General features: G+C 74.7%; 12 protein-coding genes. 6 read left to right on the forward strand and 6 right to left on the reverse strand.

The features are described from left to right. Positions 1-116: 116 nt before the first annotated feature. From WMF27_RS45635 to WMF27_RS45650, 4 genes are all read left to right on the forward strand, one after another. Entirely contained in the window at positions 117-1,292 is a 1,176-nt protein-coding gene (locus tag WMF27_RS45635; RefSeq protein WP_437943659.1) for a DUF1385 domain-containing protein, read from the forward strand. Between the two features lie 62 nt (positions 1,293-1,354). Next, complete coding sequence (prfA, locus tag WMF27_RS45640) at positions 1,355-2,449, forward strand: peptide chain release factor 1 (protein ID WP_437943661.1); 1,095 nt, start codon at positions 1,355-1,357, stop codon at positions 2,447-2,449. Then, entirely contained in the window at positions 2,449-3,036 is a 588-nt protein-coding gene (locus tag WMF27_RS45645; RefSeq protein ID WP_437762600.1) for a hypothetical protein, read from the forward strand. Before prfA ends, WMF27_RS45645 begins: the two co-directional genes overlap by 1 nt. Positions 3,037-3,045: 9 nt before the next feature. Then, the gene (locus tag WMF27_RS45650) at positions 3,046-3,384 is read left to right on the forward strand and encodes a histidine triad nucleotide-binding protein (protein ID WP_012241641.1); all 339 of its coding nucleotides are present in this window, start codon (positions 3,046-3,048) and stop codon (positions 3,382-3,384) included. Between the two features lie 49 nt (positions 3,385-3,433). Here WMF27_RS45650 and WMF27_RS45655 read toward each other — a convergent pair whose 3' ends face one another. The 3 genes from WMF27_RS45655 to asd are packed head-to-tail and all read right to left on the reverse strand — an operon-like array spanning position 3,434 to position 8,741. Beyond that, positions 3,434-5,488 carry an FAD-binding protein gene (locus WMF27_RS45655; RefSeq protein ID WP_437943663.1) on the reverse strand — a complete coding sequence of 685 codons (2,055 nt, stop codon included), beginning with the start codon at positions 5,486-5,488 and terminating at the stop codon, positions 3,434-3,436. 20 nt (positions 5,489-5,508) lie between these two features. Beyond that, positions 5,509-7,902: a methyltransferase domain-containing protein gene (locus WMF27_RS45660; RefSeq protein ID WP_437943665.1), complete on the reverse strand. Its 2,394-nt coding sequence runs from the start codon at positions 7,900-7,902 to the stop codon at positions 5,509-5,511. Then, positions 7,899-8,741: an archaetidylserine decarboxylase gene (asd, locus tag WMF27_RS45665; protein ID WP_437762597.1), complete on the reverse strand. Its 843-nt coding sequence runs from the start codon at positions 8,739-8,741 to the stop codon at positions 7,899-7,901. The genes WMF27_RS45660 and asd overlap by 4 nt, the downstream gene beginning before the upstream one ends. Positions 8,742-9,171: 430 nt before the next feature. Here asd and WMF27_RS45670 point away from each other — a divergent pair, with 430 nt between their 5' ends. Further along, positions 9,172-10,014: an MBL fold metallo-hydrolase gene (locus WMF27_RS45670; RefSeq protein ID WP_437762596.1), complete on the forward strand. Its 843-nt coding sequence runs from the start codon at positions 9,172-9,174 to the stop codon at positions 10,012-10,014. Between the two features lie 56 nt (positions 10,015-10,070). Further along, complete coding sequence (locus WMF27_RS45675; protein ID WP_437762595.1) at positions 10,071-11,552, forward strand: sigma-54-dependent Fis family transcriptional regulator; 1,482 nt, start codon at positions 10,071-10,073, stop codon at positions 11,550-11,552. 103 nt (positions 11,553-11,655) lie between these two features. Here the strand turns inward: WMF27_RS45675 and WMF27_RS45680 are convergent, their stop codons facing one another. The 3 genes from WMF27_RS45680 to WMF27_RS45690 all read right to left on the reverse strand — a co-directional run bounded on the left by WMF27_RS45680 (position 11,656) and on the right by WMF27_RS45690 (position 16,823). Further along, the gene (locus WMF27_RS45680; RefSeq protein ID WP_437762594.1) at positions 11,656-12,261 is read right to left on the reverse strand and encodes a hypothetical protein; all 606 of its coding nucleotides are present in this window, start codon (positions 12,259-12,261) and stop codon (positions 11,656-11,658) included. Positions 12,262-12,405: 144 nt separating this feature from the next. Next, positions 12,406-13,971: a hypothetical protein gene (locus tag WMF27_RS45685; protein WP_437762593.1), complete on the reverse strand. Its 1,566-nt coding sequence runs from the start codon at positions 13,969-13,971 to the stop codon at positions 12,406-12,408. Beyond that, entirely contained in the window at positions 13,968-16,823 is a 2,856-nt protein-coding gene (locus tag WMF27_RS45690) for a DUF4175 family protein (RefSeq protein WP_437943669.1), read from the reverse strand. Before WMF27_RS45690 ends, WMF27_RS45685 begins: the two co-directional genes overlap by 4 nt. Between the last annotated feature and the right edge of the window lies 1 nt (position 16,824).

The following is a 16,824-nucleotide window of genomic DNA, read 5'->3' on the forward strand; positions in this document are numbered from 1 at the left end:
TCGCGCGCCGCGGACGCGGGCGGACGCGGATCGAACGACGTCGGCACATTCACCTGTGCGGCGCTGGTCGGTCGGGCCGATGCGCTGGCCGTGTTATGCGCTAGATTGGAACGCGTATGAGCGATCAGCCTGCACGTCCGTATATCGGCGGCCAAGCGGTCATCGAAGGGGTCATGATGCGGTCGCCGAGCTCGGTCGCGATCGTCTGCCGGCGCCGCTCGGGAGAGCTGGTCGTTCGCGAGCAGCCGATGACCGCCGTCTCGAAGGGGCCGCGCACGTGGCCGTTCGTGCGGGGGGTCGCGACCCTCGTCGAGTCGCTCCGCCTGGGATCCCAGGCGCTCCGCTGGTCCGCGGACCTCTACGAGCAAGATCTCTCGGCCGAGGAGGCGGGCTCGGCCAAGAAGCCGGAGTCGAAGCGCCCGAGCGCGGGGCAGGCGGGCGGGGTGAACCTCACCTCCCTGGCGCTCAGCATGGCGGCGATCGCGGCGCAGGACGCGGAGCCCGCGCAGGTCACGGGCGGCCCCGCGCCGGACGGCGGCGCAGAGGGGAAGAAGCGCGGAGGAGGGATGGGCATGATCCCGATCCTCTTCGCGGTCCTGCTCTTCGTGGCGGCGCCCCAGGCCGGCGCCGAGCTGGTCAACAAGCTCCTGGGCCTCGGTCTCGAGGTCACGTCGCCGGCGTTCCAGGCGATCACCGGCGTGGCGAAGCTCGCCATCGTCGTCGGCTACCTCCTGCTGATCCGCCAGATCCCCGAGGTCCGACGCGTTTTCCAGTACCACGGCGCCGAGCACAAGGCGATCTCCACCTACGAGGCGCGCGAGGTCCTCGAGGTCGAGAACGCGCGCCGGAAGACGGCCATGCATCCCCGCTGCGGGACGACGTTCCTGGTCATGGTGGCGCTCGTGTCGATCGTCGTGTTCTCGGTGGCCGGGGCGTCCCTCGGGGCGCTCCTGCCCAAGCTGCCCGGCGGCCGGCTCGTCGAGAGCGTCACCTTCTTCCTGATGAAGCTGCCGTTCCTCCCGCTGATTGCCGCGGTCACCTTCGAGATCCAGCGGATCTTCGCGCGTTATTGCACCACCGGCCCGCTCCGCGCGCTGCTCTGGCCGGGGTTCCTGGTCCAGAAGATCACGACGGCGGAGCCCGACGACGCGCAGCTGGAGATCGCCCTCGCGTCGCTCCGTGCGACGCTCTGGCGCGAGGCCTCGGTGGCCGCTCCTGTCCAGCCCGATCGGGTGTTCGCCGACTACTCCAAGCTGCTGGCCGACCCCGGCTACGCAGGCGCTCACGGCTAGCGCGCGCCGGCTCCGCCGGGCCCCTCGCCGCCGTCCAACCCCGCGTCGTCTTCGGATTGCAGATGCTACCTATCGCGAAACTCGAGGCGGTTCAGCGCCGCTTTCAGGAACTCGAGCACCTCATGTGCAGCCCGGCGGTGCTCTCCGCGCCGGCCGAGCTCCAGCGGCTCAACCGCGAGCGGACCGAGATCGAGCCCGTGGTCGCCGCCTTCGCCCGGCTGCGGGACGTCGAGCGGCGCATCGCCGAGGATCGCGAGGCGCTGAGCGATCCCGACCTGTCCGAGCTCGCCCAGGCGGAGCTGCCCGAGCTCGAGCTCGAGCGGGAGCGGCTCGCCGGCGAGCTCGAGGTGCTCCTCCTCCCGAAGGACCCCAACGACACGCGGAACACCGTGATCGAGATCCGCAGCGGCGAGGGCGGCGAGGAGGCGGCGCTCTTCGCCGCCGATCTCTTCCGCATGCTCTGCCGCTACGCGGAGACGAAGCGGTGGAAGGTCGAGGTGCTCAACCTGAGCGAGGCCTCCGCCGGCGGCTACAAGGAGGTCGCGGCGCTGATCACGGGGCAGGACGTCTACTCCCACCTCCGGTACGAGGGCGGCGTCCACCGCGTTCAGCGGGTCCCCTCGACGGAGACGCAGGGGCGGATCCACACCTCGACCGCGACGGTTGCCGTGCTGCCCGAGGCCGACGAGGTCGACGTGCACATCGACGACAAGGACCTGGAGATCTCGATCGCCGCGTCGGGCGGCCCCGGCGGTCAGGGCGTCAACACGACGAACAGCGCCGTGCAGATCAAGCACCTGCCGACGGGCATGATCGTGAAGTGCCAGGACGAGCGCTCCCAGCTGAAGAACAAGGCGAAGGCGATGAAGGTGCTCCGGAGCCGGCTGCTCGAGCTCGAGCAGCGCCGGCAGGAGGAGGCCCAGAGCGCCGAGCGAAGGACCATGGTCGGCACGGGGGAGCGGGCGCAGAAGGTGCGGACCTACAACTTCCCGCAGAATCGCGTGACGGATCACCGGATCGGCCTCACGCTGCACAAGCTCGACAAGATCATCGAAGGGGACCTCGACGAGCTCATCGGCGCGCTGCGCACGCACCGCCAGGCGGAGCTCCTCCGGCGCGGCGGGCTCTCGGGGCCCGTGCTGGAGCCCGCCACGTGATGGGGGCGCCGTCCGTCGAGAGGGGGGCGCCGCCCGTCGATCTGGACGCGCTGCTCGTCGCGCTCGTGCTGGCGCCGTCGACCTTCTCGCGAAACCGCTTCTTCTCGCTCTACGCCGACCCGGCGGCGCGCCGGGTGCGGCGGCGGGCGGCGCTGCTCAGGAGCATCGTGCGGCAGCTGGTCGCGGGCGCGGATCGCGCCGGGCTCGCGCCCGCCGCGAGCGGCGGCGCGCTGCTCACCTACGACGTGCCGTCGCTCGGGTTGAAGCGCACCGCCGCGCTCGACGCCCTGGAGCTCGCGGTGCTCCGCATCGCGGTCGCGCGCGGGGCGGTCCCGCGGGCCGAGCTGCCGGGCGGCGGGGGCGCCGCGCCGAGCTCGGCGACGGGCGCCGCCTTGCCGCAGGAGCTCCTCCCCGAGCCGGCGGACACGTCGCGGATCGAGCGCGCGCTCGCCCGGCTGCTGCCCGAGGGGAAGGCCGGCGGAGCGCTGGAGTGTCCTGGCCAGGGGGAGCCGGGAGAGCCGGACCCCGGGACCAGGGCGCTGCCGCGTGACCGGGCGCGGCGTGACTCGCAAGCACCCTGGGAGTAGGAGGTGGCCATGTGCATCTTCTGCAAGATCGCGAACAAGGAGATCCCGTCGAAGGTCGTGTTCGAGGACGAGCACGTCATCGCCTTCCACGACGTGAACCCGCAGGCGCCCACGCACGCGCTCGTCATCCCGAAGCGCCACATCGCGGGCATCGCCCAGGCCACGCCCGAGGACGAGGCCGTCCTCGGCCGGCTGCTCCTCGCAGCGCGGCGGGTGGCAGAGCTGACCGGCATCGCGGAGAGCGGCTTCAGGACCGTGGTGAACAGCGGCGCGAACGCCGGCCAGACGGTCTTCCACATCCACGTCCACGTGATGGGTGGAAGGCCGATGGCCTGGCCTCCCGGCTGAACGCCGCCCGCGCTGGCCGCGCTCCGAGCGAGCGCCGCGCCGACCGCGCTCAGCGGACGCCGCGGGCCGCGCTCACCACTGCGTCGAGCCACGCCGCCTCGTCGTCGCGGAGCGACGGCTGCCGCGGCAGCGCGGTCGGCAGGGCGCGGGGCCGCGACGCGCCGTGGGCGCGGAGGTGCGCGGACGTGATGGCGCCGACGCGCCCGCCCACGCCGAGGAACAGCGCGAAGAGATCCGGGCCCACCGCGCGCCGCGGGGCGGGCCGCACCGCGAGCTCGGCGCCGGACGCGAGCCGCGCGGTGAACCCGGCGACCAGGTGATCGACCGGATCGCTCCACGGATCCGGGGCCCCGGGGGCGCCCGCCGCGATCCACGCGTCGAGCGTCAGCTCGGGCGAGGTCGCGCCGAAGTCGATCGCCAGCGTGAGGCCGCGCTGCTCGAGGGCGCGCTCGATGTCGCCGAGGCGAGCGGTACCAGCGGCGTGCACGAGCATGGAGTCGCCGTCGAGGACAGGCGCCGCGGGCGGCGGCGGCAGCGGGCGGCGCGCGGCGGAGGGAGCCTCGCGCGGGAGCAGGTTGCCAGGGTTCATGACGCCGGCGGGGTCGAAGACGCCGCGGAGTGCATGGATGACGTCGACGCCGAGGCCGAGCTCGGCGCCGAGCCGCGGCGCCTTGCTCCGGCCGACCCCGTGGTGATGCGAGAGCGTCCCGCCAGCGTCGATCGCGGCGTCGAGGGCCGCCCGCCAGGCCGCGTCGTACTTCGCCTCGGCCGCCGCGACGCTCGGCGCGCTGCCAGCGAAGGTGAAGTAGATGCTGCAGCCGTCCGGGTACGCGTGGGACAGGTGAGCCATCACGAACACGTGGCGCCCGAGCGCGCCGCGCACCGCGCGGTAGAGCCCGTCGAGGCGCGACCAGGGCGCGGCGACCTCCATGGTGTCGCTGAACGCGCCCGCCATGAACACGGGCGCCTGGCGGTAGCTCACGCTGTAGCGGTGCGCGAGCCAGTGGCGCGCGGGCTCCTCGCCGAGCGGCCTGGCCCCGCCGCGCTCCGCGATCGCCGCGGCGCGGGCGAGGTCGTCCGCGCTCGCGCGCGCCGTGCCCTCGAAGATGAGGATGAGCGTCGCGCCGCGGAGCACGCGCGACCCGACGCCGTCGACGATCTGGTTGAGGAGCCCCGGCGCGCGCAGCAGGCCGCGCAGCACCGCGGCGCCGGCCCCAGGGCCGCGCGCGCCGTGCCCCCGCGCGGCCGCTCCCTCGGAGGATTCATCGGCTGCGCCGGCGTGGGCGCGCTGCCGGCGCACGGCGCCCAGCCGGGCCATGAAGGAGTCGAACGGGTCGTAGAGCCGCGAGACCGCCGGGCGGAGGCCGGCCTGGAACATCGCCCGCATCGCGTCCCATCCGGCCTCGACGCTGGGGAACGAGAACGCGGCGAACGCGCGCGCCGAGGGCGCCGGGTGCAGCCGGAGCGTCGCGGCGGTGACCACGCCGAGCACGCCCTCGCTGCCGATGAGGAGCGGCGTGAGATCCGGGCCTCGCGCGCGCCGATCGAAGCGGACGATCTCGCCGCGGCCGACGACGCACTCGAGCGACGCGACCATGTCCTCGATCTTGCCGTAGAGCCCGGAGCACTGGCCGGCGCTGCGCGCCGCGACCCAGCCCCCCACGGTCGAGCAGAGGATGGACGACGGGAAATGGCCGAGCGTGAAGCCCTCGGCGTTGAGCTCCTCCTCGAAGCGGATGCCGAGCGCGCCGGCCTCGACCTCGACCGACGGGGCCTGACGATCGAGCGAACGGCGGCGGGAGAGCCGCTTGAGGTCGAGCACGACCGTGCGCTCGTCCGGCAAGACGCCGCCGCACACGCCCGAGCCCGCCCCGAAAGGCACCAGCGGGAGCCCCTCGTCCGCGCAGAAGCGCACCACCTGGGCGACCTCCTCCGTGGAGGACGGCCAGACGATCATCCCGGGCCGGTGCTCGGCGATGCGGCCCTCCGACACCGCGAGGTGGTGCCGCGGCCAGAGATCGCGGGCGTAGGCGATCTGATCGACGGGGGAGGCGCTGCGCGGGATCCCCGGCAACGCGCGCGCGATCGCGGCCTCGAAGCTCATGCGCGGGGAGCCCTAGCGCCTCAGCTCCGCTCGGCAAGGACGATGAGCCGCGGCGACTCGGAGCCGAAGAAGACGCCGGGGTGCGCAGGGTGTCCGGTCACCTCGGTGACCTTGAAGCCCGCTTCGTGGAGCACCTTGCCGAGCTCGTGCAGCCCGTAGAGGCGGAGCGAGTAGTCGAGCTCGCGCGAGCGGCCGTCCTCGAACATGACGGTGCGCTTCACCTTGAGCCTGCTCGTGAAGAAATCCACGTGCATTTCATCCATGCAGACGCAGCCGTCCCCCTCGAACCAGACGAGGCTCGGCTGGCGGGACGCCACATAGTCGCGGTTGACGATGTCGAGCAGGAGCATTCCGCCGGGGCGGAGGGCGCGGCGGATGCGGGCGAGGACATCGGCGTTCTTCTCGTCGTCGAAGTAGCCGAAGCTCGTCGACCAGCAGTAGACGCCGTCGAAGGTCTCCTCGAACGTCATCTCGCGCATGTCGCCCTGGAGGAAGTTCAGCTTCTGGCCGCGGTCCTGCGCTTCGTCGGCGGCGCGGGCGAGCATGGCGAGCGACAGGTCGTAGCCGACCACGCTGTAGCCGCGGCTGGCGATCTCGATCGCGTGGCCGCCTGCGCCGCACGCGAGATCGAGGATCACCGCGCCCTTCTCGACGCCGAGCCGCTCCTCGATGAAATCGACCTCGCGGCGAACCACCTTGCTGTCGATCTTGTCGAGCGTGCGCAGGAAGTCGTCGCCGAAGAGCTCCTCCCACCACGGGCGCTTCCGGCGCGCGGCGGGCTCGGTCGACGGGCCGGAATCGTGCTCGACCTGCTTCGCCGCGGGCGCCGCGGCGGGAGCGGCGGGCCGCGCGGGCGCGGACGGCTCGCTGGGAGACGGAGGCGCCGACACGGGCGGCGCCGATACGGGCGGCGGCGGCACCGAGCTCGTGAACGTCGCGAGATCCGGCGATGCCAGCGCCTGCGCGCGCGGGCGCCGCGGCGGCAAGGGAGGCGGCGGTGGCTTCTTGGGTTGCGCAGCGTGCGGGTCGGTCTGCGCGGTCGAGCCCGGGTCGGCCAGCTCGGCGTCGCGCTCGGGCTCGACCTCCTCCAGCTCGACCTCGGTGCTCTTCGGCGGCACGGTGATGCGCGTCGCGTCGACCTGCCCCTGCTGGCCTTCGCCTCCCCCGGGAGGAGCGCCCGACAGCCCGGCCTTCGCCTCGGCGACGGGCCCGGACTCGGGCTCGACCTCCGCGACCTCGTCCGCGCCCGCCCCCGGCGGGGGCCAATCCAAGGGGTGCGCGTCGATCTCCGGCGCAGAGGCCTGCCTCCTGGGCCGCCTTCGAGGCTGCGGCTGGAGGGCGTCGAAGGCGGCGTCGCGCGCCGTCGGCGGGCCCTCGGAGACGCCTTCCTGGAACGACTCGAGGCCCATCCCGGTGGGGGCGTCGTCCGGCCGGATCCTGAACTGGAGCGGCGGCCACTCGTGCTCCGCCGGATCGGTCAAGAGCGGCGGCCTGGCGGGCTCGGCGGCCGAGGTGACCGGCGGTACCGGCGGCAGGTCCGACTCGATGCTGACAATCTGGAGCGGCCGGATCACCGCGACCGAATCGGGATCGATGATGAGCCCGCTCGGCGCCGGCATCGGCGGCACGCTCGAGGATTTCGGTGACGGGCGCGGGACGGCGCGGGGCGCGACCAGCTCGGCCAGGTTCGCCGCCGCCGCCGCCGTCGCCGCCGCCGGCTTGCTGGGAGGCCTGGATCCATCCAGCGCGGGCTCGCTGGGATGCCGGGGCGCGTCGAGCGTCGGGTAGCTGGGCCGCCTCTCGGAGGCGCTCGGCCACCCGTCGTCGTCCGCCTCGTCGAGCGTGCGCGAGCGCTGCGCCGCGGCATCCTCGGGCACGGTGGCGCGGTCGCGCGTGGCGGCCTGTTCGTCGTCCTGCTGCGCTGCGTCTCCGGACACGTTCACGAGCCGCCGCGAGCGTCGTCGCCCCGTCTTCGCGCCCTCGCCGCGCTCCACCTCCGCCACCCGCTCCACCTCCGTCGCGAGCGACTGCCAGGACCGCCTGGAGCCGGTGCTCGTCGGCAGGGGAGCGCCGTGCCGCGAGCGCTCCGTGGGCGGTCCGGCGATCCGCGGGTCGAGATCGAGGTCCGGGATCTCCGCGATCTGCCCGCCGGAGCCCCCGTCCGCGATGCCCGCGACGACATCGAGGCGCGGCAGCGGCGTCGTCGTCGCGAGCTGCGGGCGCGCGCTGGGCGAGCGCTCGGGCCGTGGAGCGGACGCTCGCGCGGGGAGCGAGCCCTGCTCTCCCTGCTCTCCCTGCGGCGCCGGTGCGGCCGCGTTCCCTGCCTCGTCCGGCAGCGGCGCGCCGGGCTCTCCGGGGGCGCCGCCTTCCTGGGCGGGCGTAGCCAGGGGGTTGCGCGGCCGCTCGCTCGTCATCGCCGGCCCCCTCCCTCCAGCGGCTCGCCGTAAAGGATCGGCCCAGGAGCCCTGCTCCAGGGGGGCGCCACCCCGCGCTCCACGAACATGACCGCGGTGGATCCGAGGTGGAACTTGCCGATCTCCTCGCCGCACGCGACCGGAAGGGCCGGCGAGATCGCGTGCAGGCCGAGCGGCACGTCGCGCGCGTCGACGGCGCTCACCGTGATCCGTCCGACGATCATCGCGCCCACCATCACCACCGTAACGCGCCCCTGGCGCTCCGTGTCGATCACGATCGCGACGCGCCGGTTGCGCGCGAAGAGGCCCGGGACGTGGCGTTCGCCGATCGCGTTCACCGGGAACAGCTCCCCCGGCATCGAGCGGATGAGGCTCACCCGCCCGGCGACGGGCGAATGGACCCGGTGGTAGTCGCGAGGCGACAGGTAGACGATCGCGAACTGCCCGCCGTCATAGCGCGTGGCTTCTGCGGGGTCGCCCACGAGGTCTTCCACGCGGTAGGGCCGCCCCTTGATGGTCAGCCGCCCGCCCTCGGTCACGGGGCCGAGCGCTTCGACCCGTCCGTCGGCGGGGCTGGTGATGGCTCCGGGATCGGAGCAGACAGGGCGCATCCCCTCGCGGAGCTTGCGCGTGAAGAACGCGTCGAAGCTCTCGTAAGGGCTCGTCAGCACCTCGGCGGCGTCCATGTCGACGCGGTACGCGCGCGCGTAGAGCTTCACCACCGCGTTCAAGACGGCGGCGGGTGCCCTGGCGTCGCAGAGGCGGCCAACGGCCCGGGTAATGCGCTCTCGCGGAAGCACCCGCAACAGCTGTGCGGCGGCGTAGGTGGCAACGGTCATTGTGCGGAGCAGCGGTAACGATGCGGGAAAGAGAGCGGTGCAGGAATGCTAGGCCTCAGGAACGACCTTGGTCAACGCTCGGGTCAGACGAACCTTCCAGCGTCGGCGCGGTCCCCAACCTGCGAGGGAGCTCAGCCTTGACGCGACGCACAGCGCGATCCGAGGCGCGACGCCAGGCCCGTCCCCCGCGCCCCACGTTTCTCCACGTCGCTGCGAGCGCGTCAATCGCGAAGCGCCGCTCCGCGCAAAAGGGGGCGCGAGGGCCCGCGGGCCGTCCCCTCGACGCGCTCCATTCTGAAGCGGCGATCCGGACCCCGCGCTGCGACTTCGATCGACCTCCGCGGGCGCAGCAGAAAAGCGGAGCGGTTTCAAGGGCCTGCGTCCTGGCACGCCGCTCGCTGAAGAGCGGCCGAGGAGGCTCGCAACAACGATGGAGATCAAGTTCTGGGGAGTTCGCGGGAGCATCGCTTCGCCTGGGCCGGAGACGGCTGCGGTGGGCGGAAACACAAGCTGCGTGGAGGTTCGCTGCGGCTCGTCGCGGATCATCCTCGATGCAGGGACGGGCGTACGCAAGCTCGGAGATGCCCTGCTCCGGGAGGGGCCGGTCGAGGCGACGGTGCTGCTGTCGCACCTGCACTGGGACCACATCCAGGGCCTGCCGTTCTTCGTGCCGGCGTACCTGCCGAGCTCGCGGCTGTCGTTCGTGGGCAGCGCGCACGGGGTCGGGAGCCTCCGCGAGGTGCTCTCGACGCAGATGGCCGCGCCGAGCTTCCCCGTCCGCATGGACGAGCTCTGCGCGCAGATCGCCGTGCGGGAGGCGCGGCCGGGCGAGGCGTTCGATGTGGGCGAGGTCCACGTGCGGATCGCCAAGCTCAACCACCCGGGCGGCGTCCTCGCCTACCGCGTCGAGCACGAGGGCCGCAGCGTCGTCTACGCGACCGACACCGAGCACTACGCCTGCGTCGATCCGGCGCTGCGCGCGCTCGCGGACGGCGCCGACGTGCTCATCTACGACGCGCAGTACACCCCGGAGGAGTACCGCGGCGACGGCGGGCGCTCGAAGGTCGGCTGGGGGCACTCGACGTACGTCGCGGGCGCGGAGATCGCGCGGGCGTGCGGCGCGCGGAAGCTCGTCCTGTTCCATCACGACCCGCAGCGGACGGACGCCGGCGTCGCGGAGATCGAGCGCCTCTCCCGCGAGCTCTTCCCTGCCTCGGTCGCCGCGCGCGAGGGGCTCTGCATCCGCGTCGAGGCCCTCGCGCGGGCCGCGTGATGACCCGGATGACGACGAGCGCCGCGCAATCTATGCTGGATACTGCTCCGCTATCCATGTCGCGCCTCTCGCTGCTCGTCGATCTCGCCTCCCTGCTCGCCCGGGAGGTCGACTTCGACGCCCTCCTCGGCACGGCGTGCGAGCGGCTCGCGAAGGCGCTCCGCGCCGACCGCGCGACGATCTGGCTCGTCGACGCCGAGCGCGGCGATCTCGTGACGCGCGTCGCCCTGCTGCCCGAGCTCCCCTCGCTCAGGCAGCCGCTCGAGCGCGGCATCGCCGGGCACGTGGCCACGACCGGACAGGTCGTGCGCGTCGACGACGCCTCGCGCGACCCGCGCTTCGATCCGTCGGCGGACCGGGCCACGGGCTACACGACGCGCTCGATGCTCGTCGCGCCCATCCGCGAGGACGGCGCCGCCCCGGTCCGCGGCGTCGTCCAGCTGCTGAACCGCGCGGGCGCGCCCTTCGACGAGGAGGACCAGCGCTACCTCGTCGCCCTCGCGACGCAGCTCGCCCGCGCCCTCTCGCTGACGACGCTCCGCGCCGCCGAGGGCGGCGGCCCGGGGGTCGTGCTGCAGGGGCCGTTCAACCGGATCGTCGGCCGGAGCGAGCGGCTGACCGCCGTGTACGAGAAGGTCCAGCTCGCGGCCCAGACCGACGCGACCGTGCTGCTCCGCGGGGAGACAGGCACCGGCAAGAGCCTGTTCGCCCGGGCGATCCACGTCAACTCGCGGCGCCAGACGAGGCCCTTCGTCACCGTCGACTGCACGACGCTGCCGGCGCAGCTCGTCGAGAGCGAGCTCTTCGGCCACGAGCGGGGGGCGTTCACCGGCGCGGACCGGCGCGTGCCGGGCAAGGTCGAGCTCGCCGAGGGCGGCACGCTGTTCCTCGACGAGCTCGGGGACCTGCCGCTGGACATCCAGGGCAAGCTCCTTCGCTTCCTGCAGGACCGCTCCTTCGAGCGCGTCGGCGGTCGCCAGTCGCTCCGCGCCGACGTGCGCGTCGTGTGCGCCACGCACTGCGACCTCGAGCGCGCGGTCGCCGAGGGGCGCTTCCGGAAGGACCTCTACTACCGCGCGCGCGTCGTCGAGATCGATCTGCCGGCCCTGCGCGAGCGCGGCCCCGACGACGTCGAGACGCTGGCCCGGCACTTCGCGGACGTCTACGCGACGAGGTACGGCAGGCCGCCGCCGCGCTTCGATCCGGAAGCGCTCCGCCACCTCCGCGCTCATACGTGGCCAGGCAACGTGCGCGAGCTCGAGCACTGGGTCGAGAGCGCCATCGCCCTCGCGCCGGACGGCCGCATCTCCGCGGGGCACCTGCCGACGCGCCGGGGCGAAGGCGCCCCGCCGCACGCCGCCGCGGCGCCCGAGGGCGACGCGCGGGTCGCGCTGCCGCTCGGGCTCACCCTCGACGAGGCGACGCGGCGCTACGTCGAGGCGATGGTCCGGGCGTGCGAGGGGAACAAGACGGAAGCGGCGAAGCGGCTGGGCGTCGGCAGGAACACCCTGGCGCGCGCGCTCCGCGCGAAGCACTGAGGCCGCGCGGAGCGCGCGATCTCCTCCGGCCCGGCGCCCGCGCCGCGCGAGGCCCGCGGAGGCGCGGGCCGCGGGGCGCAGGCGCGACGCTCTTCACCCCGGGTTACCCCGGGTCCACCGGGAACGTCAGGCCGATCCCGGCGATCGCCGCGACGGCCGAGGTCTTCCACCTCCCGGCCGGGCCGGCCGAGAGCAGAGGGCGCGCCAGGACGACGTGCAGCTCGAGGAAGCTGCGCAGCTGGAGGTGCCGCGCGATGCGCCACTCGGCGCCGCCGCGCGCGCCGGAGGTGAGCAGCCAGAGGACGTCGCCTGCCGTCTGGGTGATGCTCTCCGGGGCGGGCGCGCGGACAGCGCCGAGCTGGAAGACGTTGCACAGGAAGACGTCGTCCCGGTACCTGCAGAGCGACATGACCCCCAGCCCGGCGCTGATGCGCCGCGGCCCGCCGCTCGGCAGATCGCTCGGAGGGCCGCCCAGCGCGACGAGCGCCCGCGCCTCGAGCGATACGGACAGGTCGGACCAGCGGAGAGCGGCAGCGGGCGCGAGGCCGAGGCCCGCCGTCGGCGTCAGGCCAAATGCCAGCACGGAGGACGCGCTGAACTCGCTCTGCACGCGCGGCTGCGGCGCGCGCTGCGTGCCCTGGGCGTAGGCCGGGGCCGGCAGGGCGAGGCCCAGCGCGATCATCAAGGGGATGCGACCAGGGTTCGGCATCCCGCGCACCGTAGGAGCGCGCTCCGGCGCGACGGAATCCGGAGCGGGCCCGCTCGCGAACAAACCGCCGCTCGCGCCCCATTGCGTCGAGCGGCGCTATTTCCTCGGCTCACCGTCTTTTTTTTGGATCTCGCGTGCGACGGGCTAGCGCGCCCTGCGGCGCGCGGCCTCGCAGAGGGCCGAACGGCGGGGGTCGCCGGGGAGATCGGGCGGCAGCTTCTCCTCGCAGGCCACGTCGGGGTTCAGCGGATCGAGCGCCGTGCCCGCCGAGAAGGCGCGGCCCCCGTCGGGGCCTCCGTGGAGCAGCCCGTGCAGCGACCACCACCGGCCGTAGCGGCTGTGCACGTCCTCCACCCGCTCGACGAGGGGCGAGGCGCTCGCGCGCTCGCCCGACGCCAGCAGGGCGGCGGCGAGGAAGCAGCGCACCGCCGGCTCGTGCGGCGCGAGCGCCTGCGCCCGCGCGTGCTGGACCGCGGCGGCGGCGTGGTGGCCGCGGTCGTGGAGCAGCTGGCCGAGCCGCACCCGCTTGCTCACCTCCTGCCGGTGCGGCATGTCCGCGCCGGGCGCGAGGTCGGGCGGCACGTCGGCCGGCACGCTGGCGAGGTAGGCGCGCCAGCGCTTGTCCCAGGCCGCGAGGTCCGCGCCGGAGATCTCGGCGATCGCCCGCTCGAGGTCCGCGTCGCTGCTCGCGTCCTTGAGCCGGCGCAGGAGCTGCGGCAGCGCCGTGTCGCCCGCCTCCCTCGTCCAGTAACGGATGAAGCTCGCGACCTCGGCGAACACGACCGCCGCCTCCTCCGCGCTCGGGAGCATCGCGATCGAGGGGCCGATCTTGTCGAGCGGACGCCCGAGGCCCCGCTGGAGGCCCAGGAAGGCGATCGCGTCCGCGGACGGTACGTCGTCCAGCGGGTCGGGCTCGCGCCAGCGGACCTCCTCGCGCTTGGCCACGCCCTCCTGGAGCCACAGCGGGGCGTTGTCGCGCGTCCCGCGCGAGAGGGCGAGGTGCGTTATCTCGTGCGCGAGCGTGTCCAGCCAGGGATAGCCGCTCGGCGTGGCGCGCGGCGAGAGCATCGTCACCCGCCCCCACTTGGCGATGGCGACCGTGCCCGTCGTCCGCGCCGCGTCCTCGGGCAGCCCCGTCATCGCGGAGAGCGTGAACTGATCGCGGACGAGATCGATCCGCAGCGGCCGGAGGAGCTCGACGCCGAGGTCCTTCGCGAGCACCTCGCGCGTCCTCGCCGCGACGTCGACGAGGAGCGGCACGAGCGCGCGATCGTCGTCGTCCTGGAGCCGCACCCAGACGCCGCGCTCCTCGTCGTTCACGACGACCGTCGCCGCGGTGGCCCGGGCGCAGCCGCGCGCGATGTCCCCGAGCGCCGCGCCCTCGGCCGTCGCCGCGAGATCGGGGCGCGCGAGGATCGCCGAGGCGGCGTCGCAGTCGCCCTCGTAGATGGCGAGGCGGCCGCGCTCGAGCGCGAGCGCGAGGTCCGCCGGGTCCGCGTCCTTCAGGGCGTCCCGCGCCGCGGGGACGTCGATCTCCAGGATCGCGGCCCGGGCCCGCGCCGCGCGATCGAGATCGCCGACGGTGAGGCGTCCGGACGCGGTCGCCGACGCCGTCGCGAGCCCGGCGAGGATCGCCGCCCGGAGGCCGCGCCTCGCGATCGCCGTCGCCCCACGCCGGGCCGTGGCCGCCCCGCCGCCTGTGCGCGTCATTTCAGGAGCCCCTCCGCGTAACGCTTGACCGCCTCTCGCAACCGCGGCTCCGAGGTCCCCCCGAGCCCCTCGAGCACGCGACGGCGGAACTCCTCGGGGCCCTTGTGTTTGTCCTTGTCCGGGATGTCGGCCTTCCTCGCCATGTTCCGCTCCCCTTCCGACTCGGCGTCGCTGTCCTGACCCTGGTCCTCGCTGCGCGACATCTCGAGCAGCCGCTGCGCGTCGCGCTGGCGCTCGTTGCCGCCCTCGCCGTCCCCCTCGGCGAGGGCGCGCTGGGCGTCGCGCATCGCCTGCTCGGCCTCGTCGAGACGATCGAGCATCTCCTCGGGCATGCGGCCGTCGCCGCGCTCGCCCCGCTTGCGGAGATCGCGCGTGCGGTCAGCGAGCGACCCCTCGCGCTGGCTCGACTTCCCGAGGCCGTCCCGCGCCCGCTCCGCCGCCGCCTGCCGCAGCTTGCGCAGCGCCTCCTCGGCCCAGGCCAGCTCCTCGGCGAGCGCCTGCTGCGCCTCGCCGGCCTCGCGAGCGGCGCGCTCCTCGGGGAAGAAGCCGCCGGCCTGCGCGCCGAGCCGCTTCGCGTCGCCCAGCGAGCGCATCGCGCCCCGGCCGCTCGTCACCGCTTCCTCGGCGCGGCCCTGCTCCAGCGCGCCGGCCATCGCCTCGGCCTGCTCCCGGCCAGCCGCCGCGGCGGCCTCGGCCGAGCCAGGCGCCGCGCCCGGCTGCGGCAGGTCCCGCACGGCCTCTCGGATCGCCTCCGCGTGCTTCTTCGCCTCCTCCCGGAGCGCCGCGATGTCCTCGGGCCGCGACGCGCGCGAGAGCTCCTCGGCGACCGCGTTCGTCTCGGCGGCGTGATCGCGCGCGAGCTCCTCGAGATCCCGCTCGCTCTGGGCGACGCTCTCGTCGGCGTTCGACGCGTCCCCGGGGTCAGGCCCGCGCGGCGCGCCCGACTCCACCCCGCCGCGGCCGCCGCCGCCGAACGAGGGCTCCGGCCGCCTGAGCCGCGCGGCGAGGTCGCGCGCCGAGAGCTCGGCGTGCAGCCAGTCGCTGGCGCCGCGGGCGCGCGCGATCCGGCGCAGGTCGTTCGCGACGATCTCGCCGAGGTCGAGGCCGAGCTCGCCGAGCTTGCCGAGCTCGACCCCCCCGCCGCCCAGCACCGTGACGGCCGCCTCCAGGCGGACCTCGCCGCCCTCGCGGTCGCCGTTGTCCAGGAGCTCGGCCGCCGCCGCCGCCTCGTCTGCGACGTCGGCGAGCCGCTGCGCGACGGCCCGGGCGTCGCGGTGGCCCAGGCCGCGCAGGCCGGCGTCGAACGCGAGCAGCGCGCCCTCGGTCTCGTCGAGCAGCTCCTGGTGCGCCGCGCGGGTCGTCGACTTCCGCTCGGCGGCGAGCGCCGCGTCGAGCCGGGCCAGCTGACCTCGGGCGAGCGACGCGATGCGCCCCCGCACCCGCAGCCCGCCGTGATCCGCGGCGAGCGCCGCCTCGACCGCCGCCTTGGCCGCCGCCTGCACCTCGGCCTCGTGCGCCGCGTGCGCCGCGGCGCCGCCCGCCTCCGGCGGCCTCTGGCCGATGCGGTCGGCGAGCAGATCCGTGAGGGCGTCGCGCGCCTTCACGAGCGCGGCGTAGCGCCGCGCCTCGGGCTCGCCCACCTGGGGCGGGACGACCAGGATGGCCTCGCTCCTGCCCCACTTCGGGCCCTCGATCGGATCGTTGTCCCGCGCCTCGATCCGCACCTCGACGGGCACGTACGTCCTGCGGAAGAAGGGATCGCGCGCCCGGAGCTCGTAGCCTCCGCGGTCGACCTTCGCGTCCGCCGCCGGCCGCGAGAGCACCCGCCGCTCCTCCTTCGCTCCGGCGCGCAGGACGAGATCGACCTCGCGCAGGCCGTGATCGTCGGTGATCTCGTAGCGGAGCGGGATGCTGGGCTCGTCGAGGAGCTTCACCGTGCGCGGCGCGCCCTCGAGCGTGACGCGCGGCGCGTCGTCCGGGATCGACACGACGCGCTGCGCGTCGGCCTGCCGGACGCGCACCTGCCCGAAGCGCGCGGCCGCCTGGAGGGTCGTCGACTCGCCGAGCGTCCAGCGGGCGACCACGCTGCCCTTGCCGTCGTCGACGAACGGCACCTCGGCGCCGCCGTCCGTCAGCACGAGCGCGCGCCCCGCGCGGACGGGGCGGCCGCGCACCGTGATCACGGTCCCTCGGGGCTGCATCGTCGGGGCGAACGGCAGGAGCTCCTCCGCGCCCTGGTGCAGGTACTCGGGCGGCGCCGCCGTCATCTCGACCTCCTCGATCCACGGCAGATCGAGGGGAGCCTCGCCGCCGCGGGCGGCGAGGACGTCGAGCCCCTCGACGACGCGCGACGGCTCGATCGCCGCCGCCGCGAGCGCCGCCGCGCCGAGGGCGAGGCCCGCGCTCGCCCACCGCGTCGCCGCCTGGCGCGCGCGCTCGACGACGCGCGCCTGCGAGGCGCGGCCGAGCAGCCGCCGGAGGTGCAGGCCGGCGAGCTCCGGCGACCCGACGCGATCGTCGGCCGCGGCGCGATCCGCGAGCGTGAGCGCCCGCAGCGTGGCGGCGCCGAGCGCCTCGTCCGTGCGACCGATGATCTCGCGCACCGTGCGCCTGGCGTCGCCGCGCCGCCGCCGCACGAGGATGGCCCGCGCGGCGATCGCCGCGAGCAGCAGCGCGAGCCCGGCGCCGGCGAGCCCGCGGGCGAGCGGGGACCCCACGCGCGCCACGTGCGCCGCGCCGAACAGCCCTGCGCAAGCGGCCGCGGTGAGCGCGCGGCGCGCGGAGGGGCCCACCTCCGCATCCCAGACGGAGCGCAGCCGCGCGATGGACAGGGCCGGCGCCTCGTTATCCATG

The sequence above is a fragment of the Sorangium sp. So ce281 genome, assembly GCF_051527395.1.
GTDB lineage: Bacteria > Myxococcota_A > Polyangia > Polyangiales > Polyangiaceae > Sorangium > Sorangium cellulosum_B.